The sequence below is a fragment of the Sphaerisporangium dianthi genome, assembly GCF_042654065.1.
In the GTDB taxonomy this organism is placed as follows: Bacteria; Actinomycetota; Actinomycetes; order Streptosporangiales; family Streptosporangiaceae; genus Sphaerisporangium; species Sphaerisporangium dianthi.
The window spans coordinates 54,066-74,609 of record NZ_JBHSFP010000007.1; the positions used below are offsets into that span (position 1 = coordinate 54,066).

Genomic DNA, 20,544 nt, shown 5'->3' on the forward strand with positions numbered 1-20,544 from the left:
CGACCGGCACCCGACCGACCCGGACCCGACCCGACCTGACCGGCACCCGACCTGACCGGCTCCGAAGCATCCGGACGCCCCCGCGAGAAAGAGATCGTCATGCGAATCCTCCACATCGGCTACCGGCTGCCGCCCGAGCCCGGCGGCCTGGAACGGCACATCCAGCGACTGGTGCGCGAGCAGCTCCTGCGGGGGCACGAGGTGGTCGTCGCCCACAGGCGGGGCGAGGCGCCGAGCGGGGCGCGGTCCCTGCCGCTCGTGCCGACGCGCGCCGGCCGGGCCGTCGCCAGGAGGTCCGACGTGCTGGCCTTCGGGCTGGAGTGCGCCCACGCGCTGCGCCGTGCGGCCGAACCCGCCGAACCCGCCGAACCCGCGGAGCTCGCGGAGCTCGCGGAGCTGGACGTCGTGCACCTGCACGGCGACCACCGCGAGGCACTCGCCCTCGGCACGGCCGCGCGGCGGCTCGGCGCGCCGCTCGTGCTGACCGTCCACGGGGCGATCACGACGCGCCACCTGCCGATCATGCCGTTCGCCTTCCGCCACGTCGACGACTTCATCGCCATCGGGGCGCGGCCCGCCCAGGATCTGCGCAGGGCCGGCATACCGGCGGGCAGGATCGCCACGATGTGCAGCGGGCTGGACCTCGGCCACATCGCCCGGCACCGCGGGCGGCCGGTCGAGCCGGGGCTGGTCGTGAGCGTCGGCTCGCTGGAGAAGGTGAAGAACCACGCGCTGACCATCGAGGCGTTCCACGCGCTGCGCGCGACCCATCCCGGCGCGCGCCTGGTCATCGCCGGGGAGGGCGGCGAGCGCGCCGAGCTTGAGCGGCTCGCCGGAACCGGGCGCGGGGTCCACCTGGCCGGGCACCTGCCGGAGAGCGAGGTGTACGCGCTGGTGGGCCGGGCGCAGGCGTTCGTGCTGTCCTCGCGCAGGCTCCCCACCATCGGCGAGGGCATCCCCACCTCCGCGCTGGAGGCCCTCGCGCTCGGCACCCCCGTCCTGCTGTCCTCGGAGACCTCCCTGGAGCCGATCGTCGAGCCGGGCGCGTACCGCACCTTCCGCAGCGGGTCGGTCCCCGAGCTGGCGGCGCGGCTGCGGGCGGTGCTGGACGGGGATCCCTCGCTGCCCGAGACGGTCGAGCGCGGCCTGCGGGCGACGTCGGCGCTCGACTGGCCGGCGATGGCCGCGCGGGTCGAGGAGCGGTACGCGGCGCTGCTGCCGGGCGGGCCGCGGCGGCGCGCGGCCACCCCGTGATCCTGCGGACCTTCTCGTCGCTGGCCGCCGCCGGGCTGGCCGAGGCCGTCCTGTCCTCGCTCAGCCTGGTGGTGCTGGTGCGCGCGACCGGCGCCGAGACCTCCGGCCGGGTCATCTTCGCCCAGTCGGTGGCGAGCGTCTGCTTCCTGGCGCTCGACCCCCGGCTGGACAACACCGTCCAGCGGTACGTCCCCTTGGAGGAACGGCGCGGCGGGCAGGGCTTCGCGCTGTACCGGCGGCTGGTCCGCTGGGACGTGGGCATCCGGGCGGCGGCGGCCGTGCTGTGCTGCGCGGGCGTCGCGACGATGTGGCTGCTCGGCCTGGCCGGGGACGAACTGGCCCGCATGCTCGTTCTGGCGGTCGCCGGACGGGCGGCGCTGGCCGCGAACGGCGCGGTGCGCGCGTCGTTCTCCCTGGCCGACCGGCTGCACGAGCTGGGACTGCTGCGCCTCGGCTGCGCGGTGTCGGCCTTCGCCCTGTCGGCGGGCGGGCTGCTGGCGGGCGGGCCCCTGGCGTACCTGGCCGGCCAGGCGCTCGGCGCGGCGCTGGCCGGCCTGCTGGTCGGCGCGCTCGGGACGCGGGCGCTGCGCGCCCGGCTGGCGCCGGCGGCTCCGGCGGCGGGCGGGCCCCTGCCGACCGGCCTGGTGTCCTTCACCGTCAAGGCCTCCGGCGGGACCGCGCTGGCGGAGGTGTCGGAGTCGGGCATCCTCACCGTCGCCGGCCTGCTCGGCGGCTCGACGCTGGTGACCGTCCTCAAGGTCGCCTCGGCGCCCGGCCGGCTGTACGCGACGATGGTCATGCCGGTCGCCTCCATGCTGTATCCCCGGCTCGCCCGGGCCGCGGCGGCGGGGCAGGAGAGGACGCTCGCCCGCCGGGACATCGCCCGCGCGAGCGTCCCGCTCGCCGCCGCCGGGCTGCTGACCGCCGCCGTGGCGCTGCCGCTGATCGGCGAGGTGCTGCGCATGGTGTACGGGCGGGAGTACGCGCTCGTCGGCCCGGTCGCCGGGGTCCTCGTCGCCGCGGCGTGCGTCAAGGGCCTGGTGTGCTGGTCCAACGTGCTGCCGCTCGCTCTCGGGCGGCCGGGCTGGCGGCTGGCCTACCTGGCGGGCGAGGGGGCGGCGCTGCTCGGCGTGCTGCTGCTCGCCCGGTGGCTCTCCCCCGCCCCGCTCGGCACCGCGCTGTGCTTCGCCTGGGGGACGCTGGCCGCGGCGGTGGCCGGGGCGGCCGTCTGGGCGGCCCTGCTCCGGCGGATCTCCGCGGCCGCGGTCGAGACCACGGCGGAACGCGCCGCGGCACTGGCCTCCCGCTGAGCGTCCCCGCCGCCGGACGGCCGCGGCCGTACGGCCGCGGCCGATCGGCCTTCAGGGGACCGGATTCCGGCCCCCTCCGCACCGGGACGCTCACCTCGCCGCCCCCGATCTGAGAGGTGAGCGGCCGGTGAGCGCGGCTACCGGGCGCGGCGGCCGGTGGCGGCGAGTTCGCGGTACAGCTCCTCGAACCATTCGGCCGTGCCGGCCATGTCGACGGTGCCCGCGCTCGCGGCCGCGCCCTCGCGCAGCACGCGGTGGACCGCAGGATCCATCGCCCGCAGCAGGCCGCGCGCCAGGTCGCGGGCGGATCCGGGCGGGGTCAGGATGCCGTTGTGCCCGGAGCGGACCAGCTCGGCGATGCCGCCGACCTCGGTGGACACCACCGGCACGCCGGCCGCGAGCGCCTCCATGACCACGACCGGCAGCGCCTCGTGCGCCGAGCTGAGCACCACCAGGTCGGCCGCGGCGGCGAGCCTCCTGGCCCCGGGCACCCGGCCGAGGATGCGCACGCCGCCCGCCACCCCGTGCCGTTCGACGTCGCGGGCGACCTGGTCGCGCAGGGGCCCCTCGCCGGCCAGCAGGAACACCGCGTCCGGCCGCGCCCGCAGCACCTCGGCCGCGGCGCGGACCAGCAGCGCGTGGTTCTTCTCCGGCCGGAAGTTGGCGACGCAGGCGATGACGAACGCCTCCGGGGGCACGGCGAACTCCCGGCGGGTGTCCTCCCGCCTGGCGGCCCAGTGCCGCTGCTCGTCCACGTCCACCCCGTGCAGCCGGGTGAGCACCCGCCTTGCCCCCCGGGTGGAGGGCGACCGGGCCACCTGCGACGACACCGCGACCGTCCGGTCGTCCAGCCACCGGGTCAGCAGGTCCAGTGCCGTGCTGAGCGAGGAGGTGAGCCGTTCGGCGAGCACCGTCCCGGTCCGGCGGCTGTAGTGCACCGTGGACACCAGGGTCGGCCGCCGGCGGCTGAGCCGGACGAACGGCCGCAGCACGACCGCGGGCATCGGCGAGTGCACGTTGAGGACGTCGGGGGCGAGGCGGCGCACGGTCGCGACCAGCCGGGCGGGGGCCAGCGGGCGCGGGCCGTGCCCGAGGTCGACCACGGTCACGCCGAGGCCGCGCAACTGCCCGATCAGCTCGTCGGTCGAGGCCCGCAGGCAGACGACCGTGTAGCCGGTGTCCTTGTTCGCGACACGCCGGAGCCGCTCGACCAGGAGCGTCTCGACGCCGCCCATGTCCAGGGTCTTGACGACCTCGCACACGCGCAGGCCGCCCGGCGCCCGCCGCCCGGTCATCGCAGCGCCCCTTCGGGCAGCGGCGGGCGCCCTTCCGTGTCCGCCTCCAGCGCCGGTTCCGTGTCCGCCGCCAGCGCCGGTTCCGTGTCCGGCTCCAGCGCCGGTTCCGGGTCCGGCTCCGACTCCGGCCGCGGTCGTTCGCTCGGCTCGTCCGGGACCTGCCGGCACCAGGCGACCGCGGCGAGCAGGCTGGTGATCATGACGATCGGCATGCGCTGGCGGAAGATGAGGCCCACGTTGGCCATCGTCGTGGCGTACACGACGGTGCCGGGGATGACGAACAGCAGCAGGAAACAGGCCGTCATCCGGTCCTCGCGCCACAGCCGGACGGCCCCGCGCACCGCGCAGAAGAGCAGGAAGTACCAGACGAGCACCTCGATCTTGCCGAGTTGCAGCGCCAGGCTGCCGCCCGTCCAGGGGAACGGCGAGAACAGCGTGTACATCAGCTTCGGCCCGAGCTGGTTCCAGGGGTTGCCGCCGTCGTCGAAGGTCACTCCCGAGCCGCCGATGGCGTTGCCCCGGCGGACCAGCTCGGACTGCCCGTAGTCGAGCTGCTCCTGCATGGCCTCGACCGGCGGCGCCTCGCCGAGGTCGGCGAACGGCAGCACGGCGATCAGCGCGGCGACGACGAGCAGGGCGCGCACCGAGAACGCCCGCTTCAGGCCCGCGAACCCGAGCGCTACGGGCATCGCGCACATGAACACCATGTAGGGCCGCACGTACCACAGCGCCCACATCGTCACCGCCAGCAGCGCGACCTTGCGCAGGTCGAACCGTCGCAGGTTGGACAGGCCGAGGGCGAGGCAGGCGACGACGAGGAAGGCGTTGAAGCCGTCCTTGAACATGTCGGAGGTGTGCAGGAGGAAGGCGGGCATGAACGCGGTCAGTGTCATCAGCCGGAGCGACGATGCGCGGTCGGCGCCCACCAGGATGGCGAAGCGGTAGATGACCAGGCACAGCGCGCAGGCGAGGAACGCGACGAGCGCGGTGCAGCCCAGCGGGGCCGGGCCGCCGCACAGGTAGAGCACCAGCGCGAAGGCGTTGCACGGGATGGCCGCGGCGTAGAGCGAGGGGATGTCCTCGGAGGTGACGAACCTGAACCCTTCGCTCTTCCAGAAGGCCATGACCTCCATGGCCCTGGCCTCGTAGGTCATGTTGTCGCCGCCGTAGGTGATGACGTGGTTCTGCATCACCAGGAGCTGGACCGCGAGGCGGACCGCGAACGCCACGAGGAGCACGGGCAGCACCCGGCCGACCGCCTCTGCCTCGACGGTCAGGTGGACCGTGCCGACGAGCAGCATCGCGACGATGGCGACGATGACATATTCCATGGAAGGGCACCCTCAGTTCGCCTCGGGAAACAGGCCGCGGCCGTCCGGTCGCCGCTCATGACGGGCGCTTGGCACGGGCTCCGCGAGGCGACGCTAGCCGCCGCGAACAGGGCACGGCGCTCTCGGCGGCCGTGCACAGTTCGACCATTACCTGGGTTTGCGGACTCTTTTGGCTCACCGGAATCCGCCCGCGCGGTTCCGCCGCGCGGCGGCGAATGCCGATCGATCATGCGCAGGTAGGGATCGGGAAAACATTTCGCCACCACCATGACGGTGTCGGCGAACGGATCAAACGGCCAGCTAGCTTCTCGGAGGTGACCAGTCGGATACGCGTCATGGAGATCATCGCCCGGATGAACGTGGGCGGCCCCGCCACACAGGTGTCGGGGCTGTGCAAGCTACTCGACGCAGAGGAGTTCGACCACCGCCTGTACACCGGTCACGTCGGCGAAGGCGAGAGTGACCGCCTGGACTTCGGCGACACCGACCTGCCCGTCCACCGCGTGCCCGGCCTCGGCCGGTCGGTCAACCCCGCGGGCGACGTGCGCGCCCTGTACCGGCTCGCCGGGACGATGCGCTCGTTCCGGCCGCACATCGTGCACACCCGTACGGCCAAGGCAGGCGCCCTCGGGCGGCTCGCGGTGTCGCTGTCGGGGGTCGGCGCCGCGCGGGTGCACGTGTTCCACGGTCACCTCCTCGACGGCTACTTCTCCCCGCCGAAGCGCGCGGTCTACGTGAACGCCGAACGCCTCCTCGCCACCCTGTCCGACCGGCTGGTGACGGTCGGGACGCGCGTCAGGGACGACCTGCTGCGCAACCACATCGGGCGGCCGGAGCAGTACGTGGTCATCCCGCCCGGCGTGGGCCTTCGCCCGGTGCCGGACCGCGCGGCGGCGCGCCGGTCCCTCGGCCTGCCGCCCGGCGCGCCCGTGGTGGCCTACGTCGGCCGGCTGACGCAGATCAAGCGGCCCGACCGGCTGGTCACGGTCGCCCGCGAGGTGCTCGGCCACGTGCCCGGCTGCCGGTTCGTGATCTGCGGAGGCGGCGACCTGCGTGAGCAGGTCGAGCACGACGCCCGGTCCCTGCCCGGCGCCTTCGACCTGCTCGGCTGGCGCGCCGACGTCGAGACGGTCTACGCCGCCGCCGACGTGGTCCTGCTGACCTCCGACAGCGAGGGCACGCCGCTGAGCCTGATCGAGGCGGGCATGGCGGGCAGACCCGTCGTCGCGACGCGGGTCGGCAGCGTCGCCGAGGTCGTCCGGGACGGGCGCACCGGCCTGCTGGCCGCCCCGGTCGCCGGGGAACTGGCGGCGCACATCGTCCGGCTGCTGTCGGACCCCGCGCTGGCCCGCCGCATGGGCCGGGCCGCCCAGGAGTGGACGACCTCCGCGTTCGGCCTGGAGCGGCTCGTCGCCGACACCGAGAACCTCTACCGATCGCTGCACGGCGCGTCCGCCCACCGCCGCTCGACCCCCGAGACGAGCACCCCATGAGAATCCTTGTCACCGGCGGCGCCGGGTTCATCGGCGCCAACCTCTGCCGCGCGCTCGCCGCCATGCCCGAGGTCCGGCGGGTCACGGTGCTGGACGACCTCAGCAGCGGCCACGCGCGCAACCTCGACGGCCTGGACGTGGACTTCGTCCACGGCAGCATCCTGGACGCCGAGCTGCTGGCCACCCTGGCCGGCGACGCCACCACCGTGATCCACCTGGCCGCGCGCCCCTCGGTGCCGCGGTCGCTGGAGGATCCGCTGGCCTCGCACACCGTGAACGCGACCGGGACGCTGCACGTGCTCGAGGCGTGCCGGGCGGGCAGGCCGCACGTGATCCTGGCTTCCTCCTCCTCGGTCTACGGCGACTGCCCTGAACCGCGCAAGCACGAGGACCTGCCCACCCGCCCGCTCAGCCCGTACGGCGCGAGCAAGCTCGCCACCGAGGCGTACGCGCTGGCGTACGCGCGGTGTTTCGGCCTGCCGGTGCTGCCGTTCCGCTTCTTCAACGTGTACGGGCCCCTGCAGGGGGCCGACCACGCCTACGCGGCGGTGATCCCCACGTTCGTGTCGGCGGTGCTCAGCGGGCGGGCGGTGCCCGTGCACGGCGACGGCCGTCAGGCGCGCGACTTCACCTATGTCGGGTCGGTGACCGACGTCATCGTCCAGGCCGCCAGGAACCGCGTCACCAGCGCCACGCCGGTGAACCTCGCCTTCGGCACGAGGGTCTCGCTGCTGGAGCTGCGCGACATCCTGGCCGTGGTGCTCGGCGAGCCCGTCGAGACGGCGTTCCTGCCGTCGCGGGCGGGCGACATCCGCGAGTCGCAGGCCTCTCCCCGCCTGCTTCGCGACCTGTTCCCAGGTGTGCGTCCCATGTCCCTGGCCGACGGGCTCCGCATGACCGTGACCTGGTTCGAACAGACCATGAGAACCCAATCAGCGTCTCACATGTAATGGGAGAAGTCGGTGAGCACCCCAGCAAGGAACACCTACTTGATCACCGGAGGCAGCGGTTTCGTCGGCTCGCATCTGACCGACGCGCTCCTGTCTCGCGGTGACCACGTCGTGATCTTGGACAACCTTTCCACCGGACGGCTGGCGAACCTGCGCCCGCATCCGAACCTGCGTTTCGTCCAGGGTTCGGTCCTGGACGAGCTCGTGGTCGACGAACTGGTCCACCAGTGCGACATCGTGGTCCACCTGGCGGCCGCGGTCGGCGTCAAGCTGATCGTCGAGCAGCCGCTGCGGTCGCTGACGACCAACATCCGCGGTTCGGAGATCGTCATCGAGGCCGCGCACCGCTACCGGCGCAAGATCCTGGTCACCAGCACGAGCGAGATCTACGGCAAGAACTCCTACGGGCCGCTGCGGGAGGACTCCGACCGCATCCTCGGCAGCCCGGCCGTGGTCAGGTGGGCCTACAGCACCGCCAAGGCCGTCGACGAGATCCTCGCCAACGCCTACCACAAGGAACGCGGCCTGCCGACGATCATCGTGCGGCTGTTCAACACCGTGGGTCCCCGGCAGAGCCCGGCCTACGGCATGGTCATCCCCCGTCTCGTGCGGCAGGCGATCAACGGCGACCCGCTCACCGTCTACGGTGACGGCACCCAGACGCGATGCTTCGCGCACGTCGCGGACGCCGTGGACGCGCTGATGCGGCTGCTGGACAACGAGGCCGCGATCGGGCAGACCTTCAACGTCGGCTCCGCATACGAGATCAGCATGCTCGAACTGGCCAAGCTGATCATCCAGCGCGTCGGCTCGACGTCGGGAGTCGACCTGATCCCCTACCACGAGGCCTACGAGCAGGGCTTCGAGGACATGACGCGCAGGGTCCCCGACACCACCAAGCTCCGCGAGCTCACCGGCTGGCGGCCGCGCCGCGTCCTGGACGGGATCCTGGACGAGATCGTCGCCGAGGCCCGCGAGGACCTCGCGGTGCCCGTGCGGTGAACGTCGCGATCGCCTTGGTCTCCATGGCCGGCGCCTGCCTGCTCAGCGCGGCGGCCACGCCGGCGCTGCGGCGCCTGGCACTGCGGTGGAGCCTGACCGACCGTCCGGGCGGCCACAAGTCCCACGACCAGCCGACCCCCTACCTGGGCGGGCCCGCGATCGTCCTCGGCACCGTCGTGCCGACGGCCGCGGCGCTCGGCCTGGCCGACCTGCGGATCGTCGCGATCGTGCTGGCCGCGACGGCGATCGCCGCGCTCGGCCTGATCGACGACATCGCCTCGCTGCCCGTCGTGACCCGGCTGACCGTGGAGTCGGTGGCCGCGGGCGGGGTCGTCCTGTCCGGCGTTCACGTCACCGTGACCGGGCAGTGGCTGGACGGGCTCATCACGGTGATGTGGATCGTCGTGATGACCAACTCCTTCAACCTGCTGGACAACATGGACGGCGCTCTCGGGACCGTGACCGCGGTCACCGCGATCCTCCTGGCCGGGGCCGCCGTCATGAGCGACCGGCCGGCGTTCGCGGTGCTGCTGGGCGCGCTGGCGCTCGCGTGCCTGGGGTTCCTCGCGCACAACTGGCCGCCCGCGAGGATCTTCATGGGCGACTCGGGGTCCCTGTTCATCGGGTTCGTGCTGACGTGCTCGTCGGTCGCCGTCGGGACCGGTCAGGCCGCCGGCCCGACGGTCGCCGGGCTGCTGCTGTGGACGTTCGTCGCCGTCGTCGACACCGGCGTCGTGCTGGTGTCCCGGATCCGCGCGGGCCGGTCCCCGCTGTCCGGCGGCACCGACCACGTGTCCCACCGGCTGCGGCGGATGGGCCTCGGCGCCCGGGCGGTGCCCACCGCCCTCGGCGCGATCGCGGCGGTGCCGGGCGCGCTGTGCCTGGCGATCGCCGTGGGCTGGATCCCGCCGATCGCCGCCGCGATCGTCGCGGGCGGCGCCGCCGTCGTCCTGATCGCCCTGCTGCAGGGCGCGCATGCCTACGCGCCGGCTCTTCCTGTTGCCAACCTCCCAGAAACCTCCGAAAGGCGGCGATGACCAGGTGGATCTGCTCTACTTCGTACGACTTGCACGCAAGGGCTGGATGCTGCTCGTGCTGTCGCTCGTCCTTTCGGCGACCGCGGCGCTCGTCCTGACCGCGAGGACGCCGCCGAAGTACGTCGCCACGATCACCATGATGGTCTCCGGTTACGACAAGGTGGGCAGCCTGACCACCGCCTACCAGGCCGGCATGCTCTCGACACAGCGGGTGCAGTCGTACGCCAACCTTGTCAGCAGCCGCCGGGTCGTCAGCCAGATCACCGAGGACGAGGACGTCCAGCGGCTGCAGAACAGCATCAAGGCGGAGGTCATCCCCGCCACCATGCTGCTGCGCGCGTCCGTCACCGACCGTGATCCCGGCCGCGCCGCGCACCTGGCCAACACGCTGGGGGACAAGTTCACCCGGATGATCGACCAGATCGAGCGGCCGACCCGCAACAGCCGGCCCGCCGTGAAGGTGACGGTGGTGGACACGGCGGAGGTCCCCTCGGCGCCGGTCAGCCACCACCCGCTGGCCAACGTCGCGCTCGGCCTGCTGGCCGGGCTGCTCGTCGCGTTCAGCACGCTGATCCTGCGCGACCGCCTGGACACCACGGTGAAGTCGCCGGAAGTGCTGCGGGAGACCTCCAAGAGCTCGGTGCTCGGCGTCATCGGGTACGACAAGGACGCGCGGCGCCAGCCGCTGGTCGTCTGGGAGGGCCGCCGGTCGAGGCGGTCGGAGGCGTTCCGCTCGCTGCGCACCAACCTCCAGTTCATCAGCTTCGACCGCCGGCCCAAGTCGCTGGTCGTCACGAGCTGCCTGCCCAACGAGGGCAAGTCCTCCACCTCCGCCAACCTGGCAATCACCCTCGCCCATGCCGGCTGGCGGGTGATCCTGGTGGAGGGCGACCTGCGCAGCCCGCGCATCCCCCATTATCTCGGCATCGAGGGCTCGGCCGGGCTCACGGACGTGCTGATCGACCGGGCGGCCCTGAAGGACGTCATCCAGACCTGGGGCCGGCCGAGCATGTCGGTGCTCCCGGGCGGCCCGATCCCGCCCAACCCCAGCGAGTTGCTCGGCTCCAAGGGGATGCGCACGGTGCTCGCCGAGCTCACGGCGGACTACGACCTGGTGATCATCGACGCTCCGCCGCTGCTGCCCATCGCCGACGCCGCCGCCCTCGCCGCCGTATGCGACGGCACGCTGCTCGTCGCCCGGTACGGCAAGACCCGCCGCGAGCACGTCGTCCGTGCCGCGGAGACGCTGGAGTCCGTCAACGCCCGCCTGCTCGGGACCATCCTGAACTTCGCGCCCAGCAAGGGCGAGCACAAATACGGGTACGGCGGGTACGGCGGGTACGGCTACGGGGCGGGCGCCGAGCAGAGCACCACCGAGGTCATCACGCCGGTCAACGTGTGAGGAGCCCGAACGGGACGGCGAGCGACGCGGCGATCCGCCGCCCCGCCGCCCGGTAGGCGCGCGCGGGCCTCCCGTACGGGTCGCCGATCTCCAGCCGGTCCACCCGGACGAGCCCGCGCAGCGCCGCGACCTCGGCGACCAGCGCGCGTGCCCGCGGCGCGAGGCTCCCATGGCCCCCGTGGCCGGGCAGCGACGCGGCCGGCACGGCTTGGGCGAGCGTGCCGAACTCGGCGATCGTGAAGACCCGCCCGGCGGCGGCCGGGTACATCGCCACCGCGTGGGCCCGGTGCTCGACGGCGGCGGCCAGCACCAGATCGGCCCGCTCGATCAGCTCGGCGGACAGCGCGCGGGCGCGGAACCCGCCGGGATCGCCGCCGAGCTCCGCCAGCACCGCCGAGGCGTGCCGCGACATCGGCTCATCGGCAAGGGCGTGGGTGCCCGCGCTCGCCACCTCCAGCGCCGGGCACGGCCCGAGCGCCGCCCGGGTGAGCCGCTCGGCCATCGGCGACCGGCAGATGTTCCCCGTGCACACGAACAGGATGCGGAACCCCGGCACGCCGTGCGTCCCGGGCGCCGCGCCGGGGTCCCGCCAGCACCGCCGGCCGCACCCCTCGCGCCCGGGCGGGACTCCCTGCCCCGCCCACTCGTCTCCGCCGATCGCCGTTGAACGCCCCATGAGGGGACGGTAGATCGTGTGGACGGCGCGACGGCCCGTGACGCGCCGTCCTTGGTCCTTTACGTGATCACCGCGCCGTCCCGGCCCTGCAGGGAACCACCCCGCGCCGCGACGGATCGGGCTACGGGGCGCAGCCTGTGGAGGTCGCGGCGACCCGGGTCCGCTGGGGGCGGGCGAGCGGCTGCACCGGGGTCAGCGGCGGCTCCGCCGAGGCCGGTTCCACCAGGTCGAAGCGCAGCGTCTTGGACGTGCGGGGACCGAGCTCCAGCAGGGTCGAGTACACCGGATGCGACCGCTCGACGTCGGTGGTGACCGAGGCCGCGGCGCCGTCGACGGAGGCGGCCTTGAGCTCGGCCCCGACCCCCGCGTACAGCGACACCCACAGCAGGTTGGAGCCGGGCGGGCCGGGATGTGGCATGCCGTCCAGCCGATCGGTGACGTAGGAGGGCAGCGTCACGGCCGGCACGTCGTTGGTGAGCCTGATCCGCACGCTGGTGGCCCGCCGCCCGCCCCGGCACGGGCCGAGCTCGTAATCGAGGGAGCGGTTGAGGTAGTAGTCGAGCTTGCCGCCGGCCGAGTTGTTGACCACCAGCGCCGCGTACGGCCCCGGCCGCCGCGGCAGCACGCCGCCGAGGGCGGTGGACGACAGGCGGCGCTGCTCGGCGTCGTGGCGGCTCCAGATCTGGATCCTGCGGTCCTCGACCATGGGCTTGATCACGGGGAGCATCTGCGCGGGCTCGGCGAACGATCCCGGCAGTGCCTCGCCGACGGCCCTGGCGATCGAGATGAGGAACCGCTTGCGTTCCCGCGGGTCGGGATAGCGGGCGTAGGCCGCGCGCTCGGTCAGGTCGACGACGTTGGAGGCGGTCACCTTCTCGCCGCCCGGCAGGGTGACCGGCCCGATGAGGCCGAGGATGTAGGACAGGCCGACCGGGTCGATGGCGATGGCGCCGTCCAGCCGCCGGCCGGTCCGGCGCTCCCACATCGCGGTCCAGGTCTCGGCGGCGTAGGGGAAGTGCGGGGAGAGGTTGGAGATCGAAAGCAGCTCCAGCGGGCCCTCGCCGTACCTGGTGCGGAAGGCCCGGCCATGGTCGGTGACGGGGCGGAGGCCGCCGCTCACGCCGGTGTCGGCGGACAGCCGGGTGACGCGCGTGCGTCCGTGGTCGGCGGACAGGATGCCGAAGGCGCCGACGAGGCCGCCGGTCCCCCGCGACTCGGCGTTGGTCTGGAAGGCGAGGAAGTAGTCGCGCCGCCCGTCGTTGCCCAGCATCGGCGGGATCAGCGCGGCCGCGTCGGCCGCGCCGCCGATCCAGCGGCGCAGCCTGTCCAGCTCGAACAGGCCGGTGCCGCGCGCCTGGTCCAGCACCGCGGACCCCGTGCGCTCCGGGGTGGCGGCCAGGCGGCCCCGCGCCCGCGCGAGCCGGGCGGCGGCGCCGTCGAGCACCGGCGCCGCCGCCGTGAACCCGTCCAGGAGCTGGCGCATGTCGTCCGTGGAGCCCGGCCCGGCCGTGAAGAACGCCTTGCCGGTCCGCTGGACCCCGCCCAGCACCTCGGTGATCTCGACGGCGCTCTCCGCCAGTCCCCGCACCGTCGTGGCGCCGTCACCCACCACAGGAAGGTGGGTGAGCAGCGTCCAGTCGGGCCCGCTGGTGAGGCGCCGCGCCTCGGTCGCGTGACGGCGGGCGTCGGCCAGCGTCACGGCGATCCGGTCGAGGTCGCGGGCGCTCATCACCGCGCGGAGATGCACCAGCGCGTCCCTGGTCGCCTGCAGGTGGTCGCGGACGCCGAGTCCCAGGTGCGCCGCCCATCCCGCCGACGCGACGAGGACGAGCGCGGACGAGAGGGAGCCGGCGAGGATGAGCCGGCGTCGCCGGCTAGCGCGCACCAGCGGTTCGGCGGCGCCGCTTGGAGATCACCACACCGGCGGACCCTGCGACGAGCAGGAGGGCGCCCACCCCGGCCACCGCGGCCACGGGGGCGCCGGTGAGGGGCAGGCTGTGGCCGGCCGGCTGCGCGCTGTCGTGCCGCGGGCCTCCGCCGTGGTCGCCGCCCGCCTCGGACTCGGCGCCCTGGTCACCGGGCCCGCCGAAGTCGTGGCCGCCGTAGGAGTCGCGGTCGTGACGGTTGTGCCCGCCGCCGCCGTGGCCGTCCGCGCCCTCGACGTGGAAGAGCCTGTCGGCCTTGACGATCTCGTCGTGGTCGTCGTCGGTGTGGTGCGAATCATCGACCTCGTCGATGGAATGTGACGGCCATTCCGAATCGCCGTCACCCGTGCCATGCCAATGTTCTCCGTGCTTGTGCTCACACCGCTTCGAGGGGTGGCGGACGACGATATTACTCGGCGCCGAGACGTTTCCCGCGGCGTCCCTGGCCCGGACGAAATAGAGCACCTTCTCGCACGGCCCGCGATGGTCGGTGAAGGTGGTCACGGTGCCCGGCACACTCGCGATGAGCCGGAACGGCGACGCGCTCGCATAGATGTCGTACGCCACCACGCTGGACGGCGGATAGAGGGGAAGGTCGGTGGAGGGGTCCCAGTTCAGGACGACGACCCCCGGACTGGGCTCGGTGAGCCGCAGGTTGGTCGGCGCGGTCGGGGGCTGGGTGTCGACCGCGTACGCCGCCGTCTTCAGCGCGGGCGAGTGCGTGCCGACGGCCGCGAGCGCGGCCGATCCCGTCGCCGCCCCACCAGTGAGCACCGCCGCCAAAAGAATAGGTACCGTATATTTCCCAGCCATTCAGGACTCCCCGATGGACAATGATTCGGGCCACAGAGACATCGCCCATGAGCCGGGCGGCATGTCGACGCATCCCGTTGTATCCACTTGAGCCGAATGGCCGTATGCCGCCGCACGCCTGTTACCGAAACATCGCGATCGGCATTCCGTACCTTTGCCGCACAGGAAAAACCCCCGCCGTGGGAGGGGTACACGGCGGGGGTCGTTCCTGTCGGGGAGGTGTTCGTTCATCCCGGTCTCCCGGGCCGGGCCGCTTCGGGCGGGCGGCCCGCCGGGCGATCCGGCCCCCCGCGGAGGGCCGGATCGGCGGGCTCAGCGGCCGACGTTGGCGGGGTGGCCGATGGCCAGACCGCTGTCGGTGTCGAAGTAGTGGAAGTTGTGGGTGTCCACCACGAGCTCGATGTTCTGGCCGGGGCGGACGTGGCTGCGGGCGTTGACGCGGGCCGTCCACAGCGACTTGTCGCCGATCAGGGGAAGCACGGCCTCTTCGTCGTCACCGGTGTCCTGGGCGGCCACGGTGTCGCGGTGCTCGACCGGCGGGGCGTCGATGAGGAACAGGACGTTGATCTCGCTGCCCAGTTCCTCGGTGACCTCGGCGCGGCTCGGGATGTGGGCCCAGCCCTCGGAGTGGCCCGACGCGGAGGCGGCGTCCTCGAAGTCGGAGGGGCGGATGCCGAGGATCAGCTTCTTGCCCAGGTACTGGTCCAGGCCCGGCTTCTCGGCGAAGGTCGAGTCGGGCACCGGGAGCTTGTAACCGGCGAAGGAGACCGCGGCGCCGCTGTCGTCGCGCACCAGTTCGGCGTTGACGAAGTTCATCGACGGGGAGCCCATGAACCCTGCGACGAAGAGGTTGACCGGGCTCTCGAAGAGGTTCTGCGGGGTGTCGACCTGCTGCAGGATGCCGTCGCGCAGCACGCAGACCCGGTCGCCGAGGGTCATGGCCTCGACCTGGTCGTGGGTGACGTAGACCGTGGTGACGCCGAGACGCTCGTGCATCTGGTTCAGCGAGGCGCGCATCGAGACGCGGAGCTTGGCGTCCAGGTTGGACAGCGGCTCGTCCATCAGGAAGGCCTGGGGCTCGCGGACGATGGCGCGGCCCATGGCGACGCGCTGGCGCTGGCCACCGGACAGGGCGGCGGGCTTGCGCTTGAGGTACTGCTCGAGGCCGAGCATCTTGGCGGCTTCCTGCACCCGCTTGGCGATCTCGGCCTTGGGCATCTTGCGAAGCTTGAGGCCGAAGGCGAGGTTCTCCTCGACCGTCATGTGCGGGTAGAGCGCGTAGTTCTGGAAGACCATCGCGATGTCGCGGTCCTTCGGCGGCAGGTGGTTGACCACCCGCTCACCGATGGCGATCTCACCGCCGCTGATGTCCTCCAGCCCCGCGATCATGCGCAGGGCGGTGGACTTGCCACAACCGGACGGGCCGACGAGGACCATGAACTCGCCGTCGCGGATCTCTAGGTTGAGGCCGTTGACGGCCTTCACGCCGCCGGCGTAGATCTTGTCGACGTTGCGCAGAACGATTGATGCCATGGCGTTCCTTCGTGCGTCCGGGTGCCGCCGGATGTGGATACGTTTTCATGAATCTCATCGGAACCGGACATCTCTGTCAAGCCCCTGCGGAATAGTCGCTTCTCACACTCTTCGAGTAGGCCTCCACGCTTGGCTTTCCGGTGGAACTCATGATGGAATCGTTTCCATGAGACCGACCGGGCAGCGCCGCACCACCATCAAGGACGTGGCCGAGGCGGCCGAGGTGGGGGTCGCCACGGTGTCGCGCGTGCTGTCGGGCAGCGGGTCGGCGAGCCCCGGGACCAGGGAGAAGGTCCTGGCCGCCGCGGCCAGGCTCGACTACCGCCCGAGCGCGCTCGGGCGCAACCTGCGCCGGCGGCGCACGGGCGGCATCGGACTTCTCATTCCCGATATAACCGACATCTTCTATGGACGGCTCGCCGACGGCGTCCTGTCCTGTGCCCGGTCGGCGGGCGAGCCGGTGATGGTCGGCACCACCGGCGACGACCCCGAGCGCGAGGCCCACCTGATCGGCACCCTCATCGAAGAGAGCGTCGAGCGGGTGATCGCCGTGCCGTCCGGCGACGGCGAGATGTGGGGGCCGGCCCTGCGCTCGGGGCTCGGCGTGGTCTTCGCCGAGCGCCCGGTGCGCGGCGCGGAGCACGTCCCCTCGGTGGTCACCGACGACCGCACGGGAGTCCGCACGGCGGTCGAGTACCTCGCCGGGCTCGGGCACCGGCGCATCGCCTTCCTCGCCCGGCACGGCCAGGCCCAGCGCGTGCGCGCGTTCCGCGAGGCGCTGACCGCGCGGGCGGTGCCGGTCGACGAGGAGCTGATCGTGTACGCGCACGCGACCCGCGACTCGGCGTACGCCGCCGCCGCCGGGCTCCTGCAGCACCGCTCCGACGTCACCGCCGTCCTGGCGGGGGGCAACCTGCTGGGCGAGGCGGCCGTGCTGGCGGCACGCGAGCTGGACGTGAGGATTCCGCGCGACGTGTCGTTGATCATGTTCGACGACGTGCCGTGGGCGGAGCTGTGCCATCCGCCGCTCACCGTCATCTCCCAGCCCGCGCAGGACATGGGATACCGCGCCGCCGAGCTCGTCCTGCGCGAGGGCCGCCGCTCCCGCACGGTGACGCTGCCCACCGAGCTGATCGTCCGCGCCAGCTGCGGCCCCCGCCGCTGACCCACCGCGGACCCACGCCGGGGACGTCCCGCCGAGGACGCCGGCCGGGTCCTCCACCTCGGCGATCGCCATCGGCCGTACCACCACCGATCACGCCAAAGCCCGCAGAAACGGGCAGTGACGCCTAGCGCGGCTCGCCGGGCGGGATGTCGCGGTAGTCCCATATTCACGAGTGGTGCCGTGCGAAACCTCAAATGTGCGGCATATCTGGGCCACCCGGTGATCACGTCGGGCGCGGCACCGGCCAACGGGGACCCGCGAGACGGCAGAGATGTGCCGTTCTGATCGCAAACAACCGTCCGTGGCGTGTCGCGGATCGCGGGTGGCGGGCGCGGCGGCTACTAGAAACCGCCGTAGAACCCGTCGCGGCGCCTTCCGGGGACACCTCGTGTGTCTCAACCGATTCCGGAACGGCCACGCGGACGTCCACCGCCCGAGCCACAGGCGGAAGGACGACGGCTGCCGCCGCGTGTGGCCGCCTTCCGCACGCGACCCGATGAATAGGACCGAGTTGGACAGTAACCGCGCTTTTCGTGGCGCAGTCGCGGCCGTCATCGCCGCCGCCGTCCTGAACGGGACGGCCGCAGCGGCCCAGGCCATCGCGGAGCCGGAGGCGGCATCCGGCTCCCCCACCGCCGACACGGCGGAGCAGTCCACCCCGCTGACCGAAACGGCGGAGCAGTCCACCCCGCTGACCGAAACGGCGGAGCAGTCCACCCCGCTGACCGAAGCGGCCGAACCGGCCTCGACGGCGCACGGGGGCATCCGTCCGCGGAACACGGCCACCGCCGTGTGGTCCGGGGACACTCTGTGGTCCGCGGCCCGGTCGCGGGTCCCCGTCTGGACCAGGGCGGGACTGGCCGCGACGGTCGCCGGCGCGTTCGACGCCGCCCGGACGCGCGAGATCACCCAGACGAGGAAGGCCGTGAAGGCCGCCAAGGCGCACAAGCGGGCGCCATCGGCCAAGGAGGCCGGGACGGCGGAGCGCGCCGCGAGCACCGCGCGGGCCGTGAGGGCCGCGAGCGGCACGGCGCGCAAGGGCGCGGTCGTGCACCGCGGGACGTGGCGGACCTCGGCGCGGCCGAACACGCGCGTGTGGGCGCCCACGACTCCCAAGGGCAGGAACAAGGCGATCGCCTATCGGCTCCTCACCCAGCGAGCCTGGCCGGTGAACCAGTTCCGCTGCCTGGACAGCCTGTGGACCAGAGAGAGCAACTGGAACCACCGGGCGCAGAACCCCTCGTCAGGGGCCTACGGCATCCCGCAGGCACTGCCGGGCCGCAAGATGGTCGGCATCGGGCACGACTGGCGGGTCAACCCCGCCACCCAGATCAGATGGGGGCTGAAGTACATCAAGGGCCGCTACGGCTCGCCGTGCGGCGCCTGGGGTCACTTCCGGTCGCACAACTGGTACTGAGCCGACCGGAGTGCCCTGGGGAAGGGCGCACTCCACGCCCGGGGGGTGGCTCACCCCCGGGCGCTTCCCTCTTTCGAGGGCGTGGCGTCCTGAAGTTTCAGGGCGGCCGCCTTGATCAGCAGGTCCAGCCCGTACTCGAACGCCTCCTCGTGGTCGCGCACGACCAGCAGCGGCGCAAGGGTGCCCACCTCGGGGAAGAGCGTGGCGTCCACCCCGGAAAGGTGCGCGTCCGCGCGGTGCACCGGCGCGAACGCCGGGGTGACGCCGACCTCGCGCATCAGCGAGCCGACGATGTAGGCGATGAACGTGCGCACGATCTGGACGGCGTCCTCGCCGCCGAAGCCGGCCTCGCGCAGCGTGGCCAGCGCCCGTTCCAGGGGGAACAGCCCCGCGGGCGACCGCAGCGGGCGGCTCATCACCAGCATGGTGGAGCGCGGGTAGTCGTGGGCGATCTGCAGGAACGCGCGCGCCTGGACCCGCACCCGTTCCGTCCACCCGGCCTCGGGGTCGTCGGTGAAGGAGATCTGCGACAGCACCGTCTCGGCCACCGCGTCCAGCAGCGCCGCCTTGCTCGGGACATGGTTGTACAGCGACATGACGCCCACACCCAGATCGGCCGCGATGCGCCGCATCGAGACGGCGTCGGCGCCCTCCCGCTCGATCAGGTCGGTGGCGGCGGCGACGATGCGGGCACGGGTGAGAGACGGCATGTGAGCATTCTTACCGCTCGCATTGACGTACGTACAGCGTACGTGCCACGCTCCAGATACGTACGGTGTACGCCCCCCTGGAGGCTCCTGTGTCGACCCACGAGCTCTACACCATCCCCGCCGAACTCTCCACCTGGGATGTGGAGATGAAGGGGTCAGCCCGCTTCACCTGGGAGTACGACGAGGGCCGTGACCGCATGCTCGCCCTGTACCAGAAGGGCAAGGACAAACAGTGGGACTCGGTCAAGCGCATCGACTGGGGCCTCGAGGTCGACCCCTACGACGTGCTCGGCATCCCCGACCAGTCCATCGCGATCTACGACACCCCGCTGTGGCACCGCATGGACGCCAAGACGCGCAAAGAGGTCAGGCGGCACGGCGCCGCCTGGCAGTTCTCGCAGTTCCTCCACGGCGAGCAGGGCGCGATGATCTGCTCGGCCCGCATCGTCGAGTCGGTGCCCGACCTGGACTCCAAGTTCTACGCCGCCACGCAGACGATGGACGAGGCCCGCCACGCCGAGACCTACGCCCGGTTCCTGCAGGAGAAGGTCGGCATCGCCTACCCGATCAACAAGTACCTCAAGTCCCTCCTGGACGACACCCTCGGCGACTCGCGCTGGGACATGCCCTACCTCGGCATGCAGGTGCTCATCGAAGGGCTGGCGCTGGCCGCGTTCGGCGTGATGCGCGACATGACGACCAAGCCGCTGCCCAAGCAGATCCTCGCCTACGTCATGCAGGACGAGGCCCGGCACGTCGCCTTCGGCAGGATGGCCCTGCGCGACTACTACGCCCAGCTGTCGGAGGCCGAGCTGCGCGAGCGCGAGGACTTCGTCATCGAGGGCTGCTATCTCATGCGCGACCGCCTGCGCGGGGTCGAGCAGTGGGAGAACCTCGGCCTGTCCCCCTCGGAGGTCCAGGAGGCCATGCGGGCCACCGACGAGTCGCAGTACCTCCAGCTCTTCCGCTCCCTGCTGTTCAGCCGCATCGTGCCCTGCGTCAAGGACATCGGCCTGTGGAGCGAGCGCCTGCAGAAGGCGTACGCCGACATGGGCGTGCTGGAGATGGCCGGGCAGAACCTGGACGCGCTGATGAGGCAGGACGAGGACATCGCCGACCGCCTCGACGAGGAGCGCTTCGCCGCCGAGGAGGCCGAGCGCGCCCAGGAGATCGCCGGCACCATGGCCCTCGGCGCCGCCGACTGATCCTGCCGCCGCCGGGCGCCTCCTGC

The 20,544-nt window shown here is 72.5% G+C and carries 17 protein-coding genes; 10 read left to right on the forward strand and 7 right to left on the reverse strand.

Annotated features, from left to right (window positions below; genetic code table 11):
* The first annotated feature begins 99 nt into the window (after positions 1–99).
* Positions 100–1,254 (forward strand): glycosyltransferase family 4 protein, encoded by a 1,155-nt coding sequence (locus ACFO60_RS13025; protein ID WP_380840353.1) that lies wholly within the window; start codon positions 100–102, stop codon positions 1,252–1,254.
* The gene (locus ACFO60_RS13030; RefSeq protein WP_380840354.1) at positions 1,251–2,564 is read left to right on the forward strand and encodes a polysaccharide biosynthesis protein; all 1,314 of its coding nucleotides are present in this window, start codon (positions 1,251–1,253) and stop codon (positions 2,562–2,564) included. The genes ACFO60_RS13025 and ACFO60_RS13030 overlap by 4 nt, the downstream gene beginning before the upstream one ends.
* A gap of 137 nt (positions 2,565–2,701) precedes the next feature.
* Here ACFO60_RS13030 and ACFO60_RS13035 read toward each other — a convergent pair whose 3' ends face one another.
* Both ACFO60_RS13035 and ACFO60_RS13040 read right to left on the reverse strand, forming a co-directional pair.
* The gene (locus tag ACFO60_RS13035) at positions 2,702–3,859 is read right to left on the reverse strand and encodes a glycosyltransferase (RefSeq protein ID WP_380840355.1); all 1,158 of its coding nucleotides are present in this window, start codon (positions 3,857–3,859) and stop codon (positions 2,702–2,704) included.
* Positions 3,856–5,190: a hypothetical protein gene (locus tag ACFO60_RS13040; protein WP_380840357.1), complete on the reverse strand. Its 1,335-nt coding sequence runs from the start codon at positions 5,188–5,190 to the stop codon at positions 3,856–3,858. The genes ACFO60_RS13035 and ACFO60_RS13040 overlap by 4 nt, the downstream gene beginning before the upstream one ends.
* Positions 5,191–5,504: 314 nt before the next feature.
* Here ACFO60_RS13040 and ACFO60_RS13045 point away from each other — a divergent pair, with 314 nt between their 5' ends.
* The 5 genes from ACFO60_RS13045 to ACFO60_RS13065 are packed head-to-tail and all read left to right on the forward strand — an operon-like array spanning position 5,505 to position 11,074.
* The gene (locus tag ACFO60_RS13045; protein ID WP_380840358.1) at positions 5,505–6,683 is read left to right on the forward strand and encodes a glycosyltransferase; all 1,179 of its coding nucleotides are present in this window, start codon (positions 5,505–5,507) and stop codon (positions 6,681–6,683) included.
* Positions 6,680–7,633: an NAD-dependent epimerase/dehydratase family protein gene (locus tag ACFO60_RS13050; protein ID WP_380840359.1), complete on the forward strand. Its 954-nt coding sequence runs from the start codon at positions 6,680–6,682 to the stop codon at positions 7,631–7,633. The genes ACFO60_RS13045 and ACFO60_RS13050 overlap by 4 nt, the downstream gene beginning before the upstream one ends.
* Before the next feature lie 12 nt (positions 7,634–7,645).
* Positions 7,646–8,635: an NAD-dependent epimerase/dehydratase family protein gene (locus ACFO60_RS13055; RefSeq protein ID WP_380840360.1), complete on the forward strand. Its 990-nt coding sequence runs from the start codon at positions 7,646–7,648 to the stop codon at positions 8,633–8,635.
* On the forward strand, positions 8,632–9,672 hold the full coding sequence (locus ACFO60_RS13060) for a glycosyltransferase family 4 protein (RefSeq protein ID WP_380840361.1): 1,041 nt from the start codon (positions 8,632–8,634) through the stop codon (positions 9,670–9,672). Before ACFO60_RS13055 ends, ACFO60_RS13060 begins: the two co-directional genes overlap by 4 nt.
* A 4-nt stretch (positions 9,673–9,676) precedes the next feature.
* The gene (locus ACFO60_RS13065; RefSeq protein ID WP_380840362.1) at positions 9,677–11,074 is read left to right on the forward strand and encodes a tyrosine-protein kinase domain-containing protein; all 1,398 of its coding nucleotides are present in this window, start codon (positions 9,677–9,679) and stop codon (positions 11,072–11,074) included.
* Here the strand turns inward: ACFO60_RS13065 and ACFO60_RS13070 are convergent.
* The 4 genes from ACFO60_RS13070 to ACFO60_RS13085 all read right to left on the reverse strand — a co-directional run bounded on the left by ACFO60_RS13070 (position 11,064) and on the right by ACFO60_RS13085 (position 16,021).
* Complete coding sequence (locus ACFO60_RS13070) at positions 11,064–11,750, reverse strand: arsenate reductase/protein-tyrosine-phosphatase family protein (RefSeq protein WP_380840363.1); 687 nt, start codon at positions 11,748–11,750, stop codon at positions 11,064–11,066. The genes ACFO60_RS13065 and ACFO60_RS13070 overlap by 11 nt on opposite strands.
* A 121-nt stretch (positions 11,751–11,871) precedes the next feature.
* Positions 11,872–13,635 (reverse strand): DUF4012 domain-containing protein, encoded by a 1,764-nt coding sequence (locus tag ACFO60_RS13075; protein WP_380840364.1) that lies wholly within the window; start codon positions 13,633–13,635, stop codon positions 11,872–11,874.
* Positions 13,625–14,449: an LPXTG cell wall anchor domain-containing protein gene (locus ACFO60_RS13080; protein ID WP_380840366.1), complete on the reverse strand. Its 825-nt coding sequence runs from the start codon at positions 14,447–14,449 to the stop codon at positions 13,625–13,627. The genes ACFO60_RS13075 and ACFO60_RS13080 overlap by 11 nt, the downstream gene beginning before the upstream one ends.
* Before the next feature lie 351 nt (positions 14,450–14,800).
* On the reverse strand, positions 14,801–16,021 hold the full coding sequence (locus tag ACFO60_RS13085) for an ABC transporter ATP-binding protein (protein ID WP_380840368.1): 1,221 nt from the start codon (positions 16,019–16,021) through the stop codon (positions 14,801–14,803).
* Positions 16,022–16,187: 166 nt separating this feature from the next.
* Here ACFO60_RS13085 and ACFO60_RS13090 point away from each other — a divergent pair, with 166 nt between their 5' ends.
* Both ACFO60_RS13090 and ACFO60_RS13095 read left to right on the forward strand, forming a co-directional pair.
* On the forward strand, positions 16,188–17,186 hold the full coding sequence (locus ACFO60_RS13090) for a LacI family DNA-binding transcriptional regulator (RefSeq protein ID WP_380840369.1): 999 nt from the start codon (positions 16,188–16,190) through the stop codon (positions 17,184–17,186).
* A gap of 511 nt (positions 17,187–17,697) precedes the next feature.
* Positions 17,698–18,603: an aggregation-promoting factor C-terminal-like domain-containing protein gene (locus tag ACFO60_RS13095; protein ID WP_380840370.1), complete on the forward strand. Its 906-nt coding sequence runs from the start codon at positions 17,698–17,700 to the stop codon at positions 18,601–18,603.
* Between the two features lie 50 nt (positions 18,604–18,653).
* Here the strand turns inward: ACFO60_RS13095 and ACFO60_RS13100 are convergent, their stop codons facing one another.
* Positions 18,654–19,313: a TetR/AcrR family transcriptional regulator gene (locus ACFO60_RS13100; protein ID WP_380840372.1), complete on the reverse strand. Its 660-nt coding sequence runs from the start codon at positions 19,311–19,313 to the stop codon at positions 18,654–18,656.
* 89 nt (positions 19,314–19,402) lie between these two features.
* On the opposite strand from ACFO60_RS13100, the gene ACFO60_RS13105 reads away from it, so the two are divergent.
* Positions 19,403–20,518: a ferritin-like domain-containing protein gene (locus tag ACFO60_RS13105; RefSeq protein ID WP_380840373.1), complete on the forward strand. Its 1,116-nt coding sequence runs from the start codon at positions 19,403–19,405 to the stop codon at positions 20,516–20,518.
* The last annotated feature ends 26 nt before the right edge of the window (positions 20,519–20,544 follow it).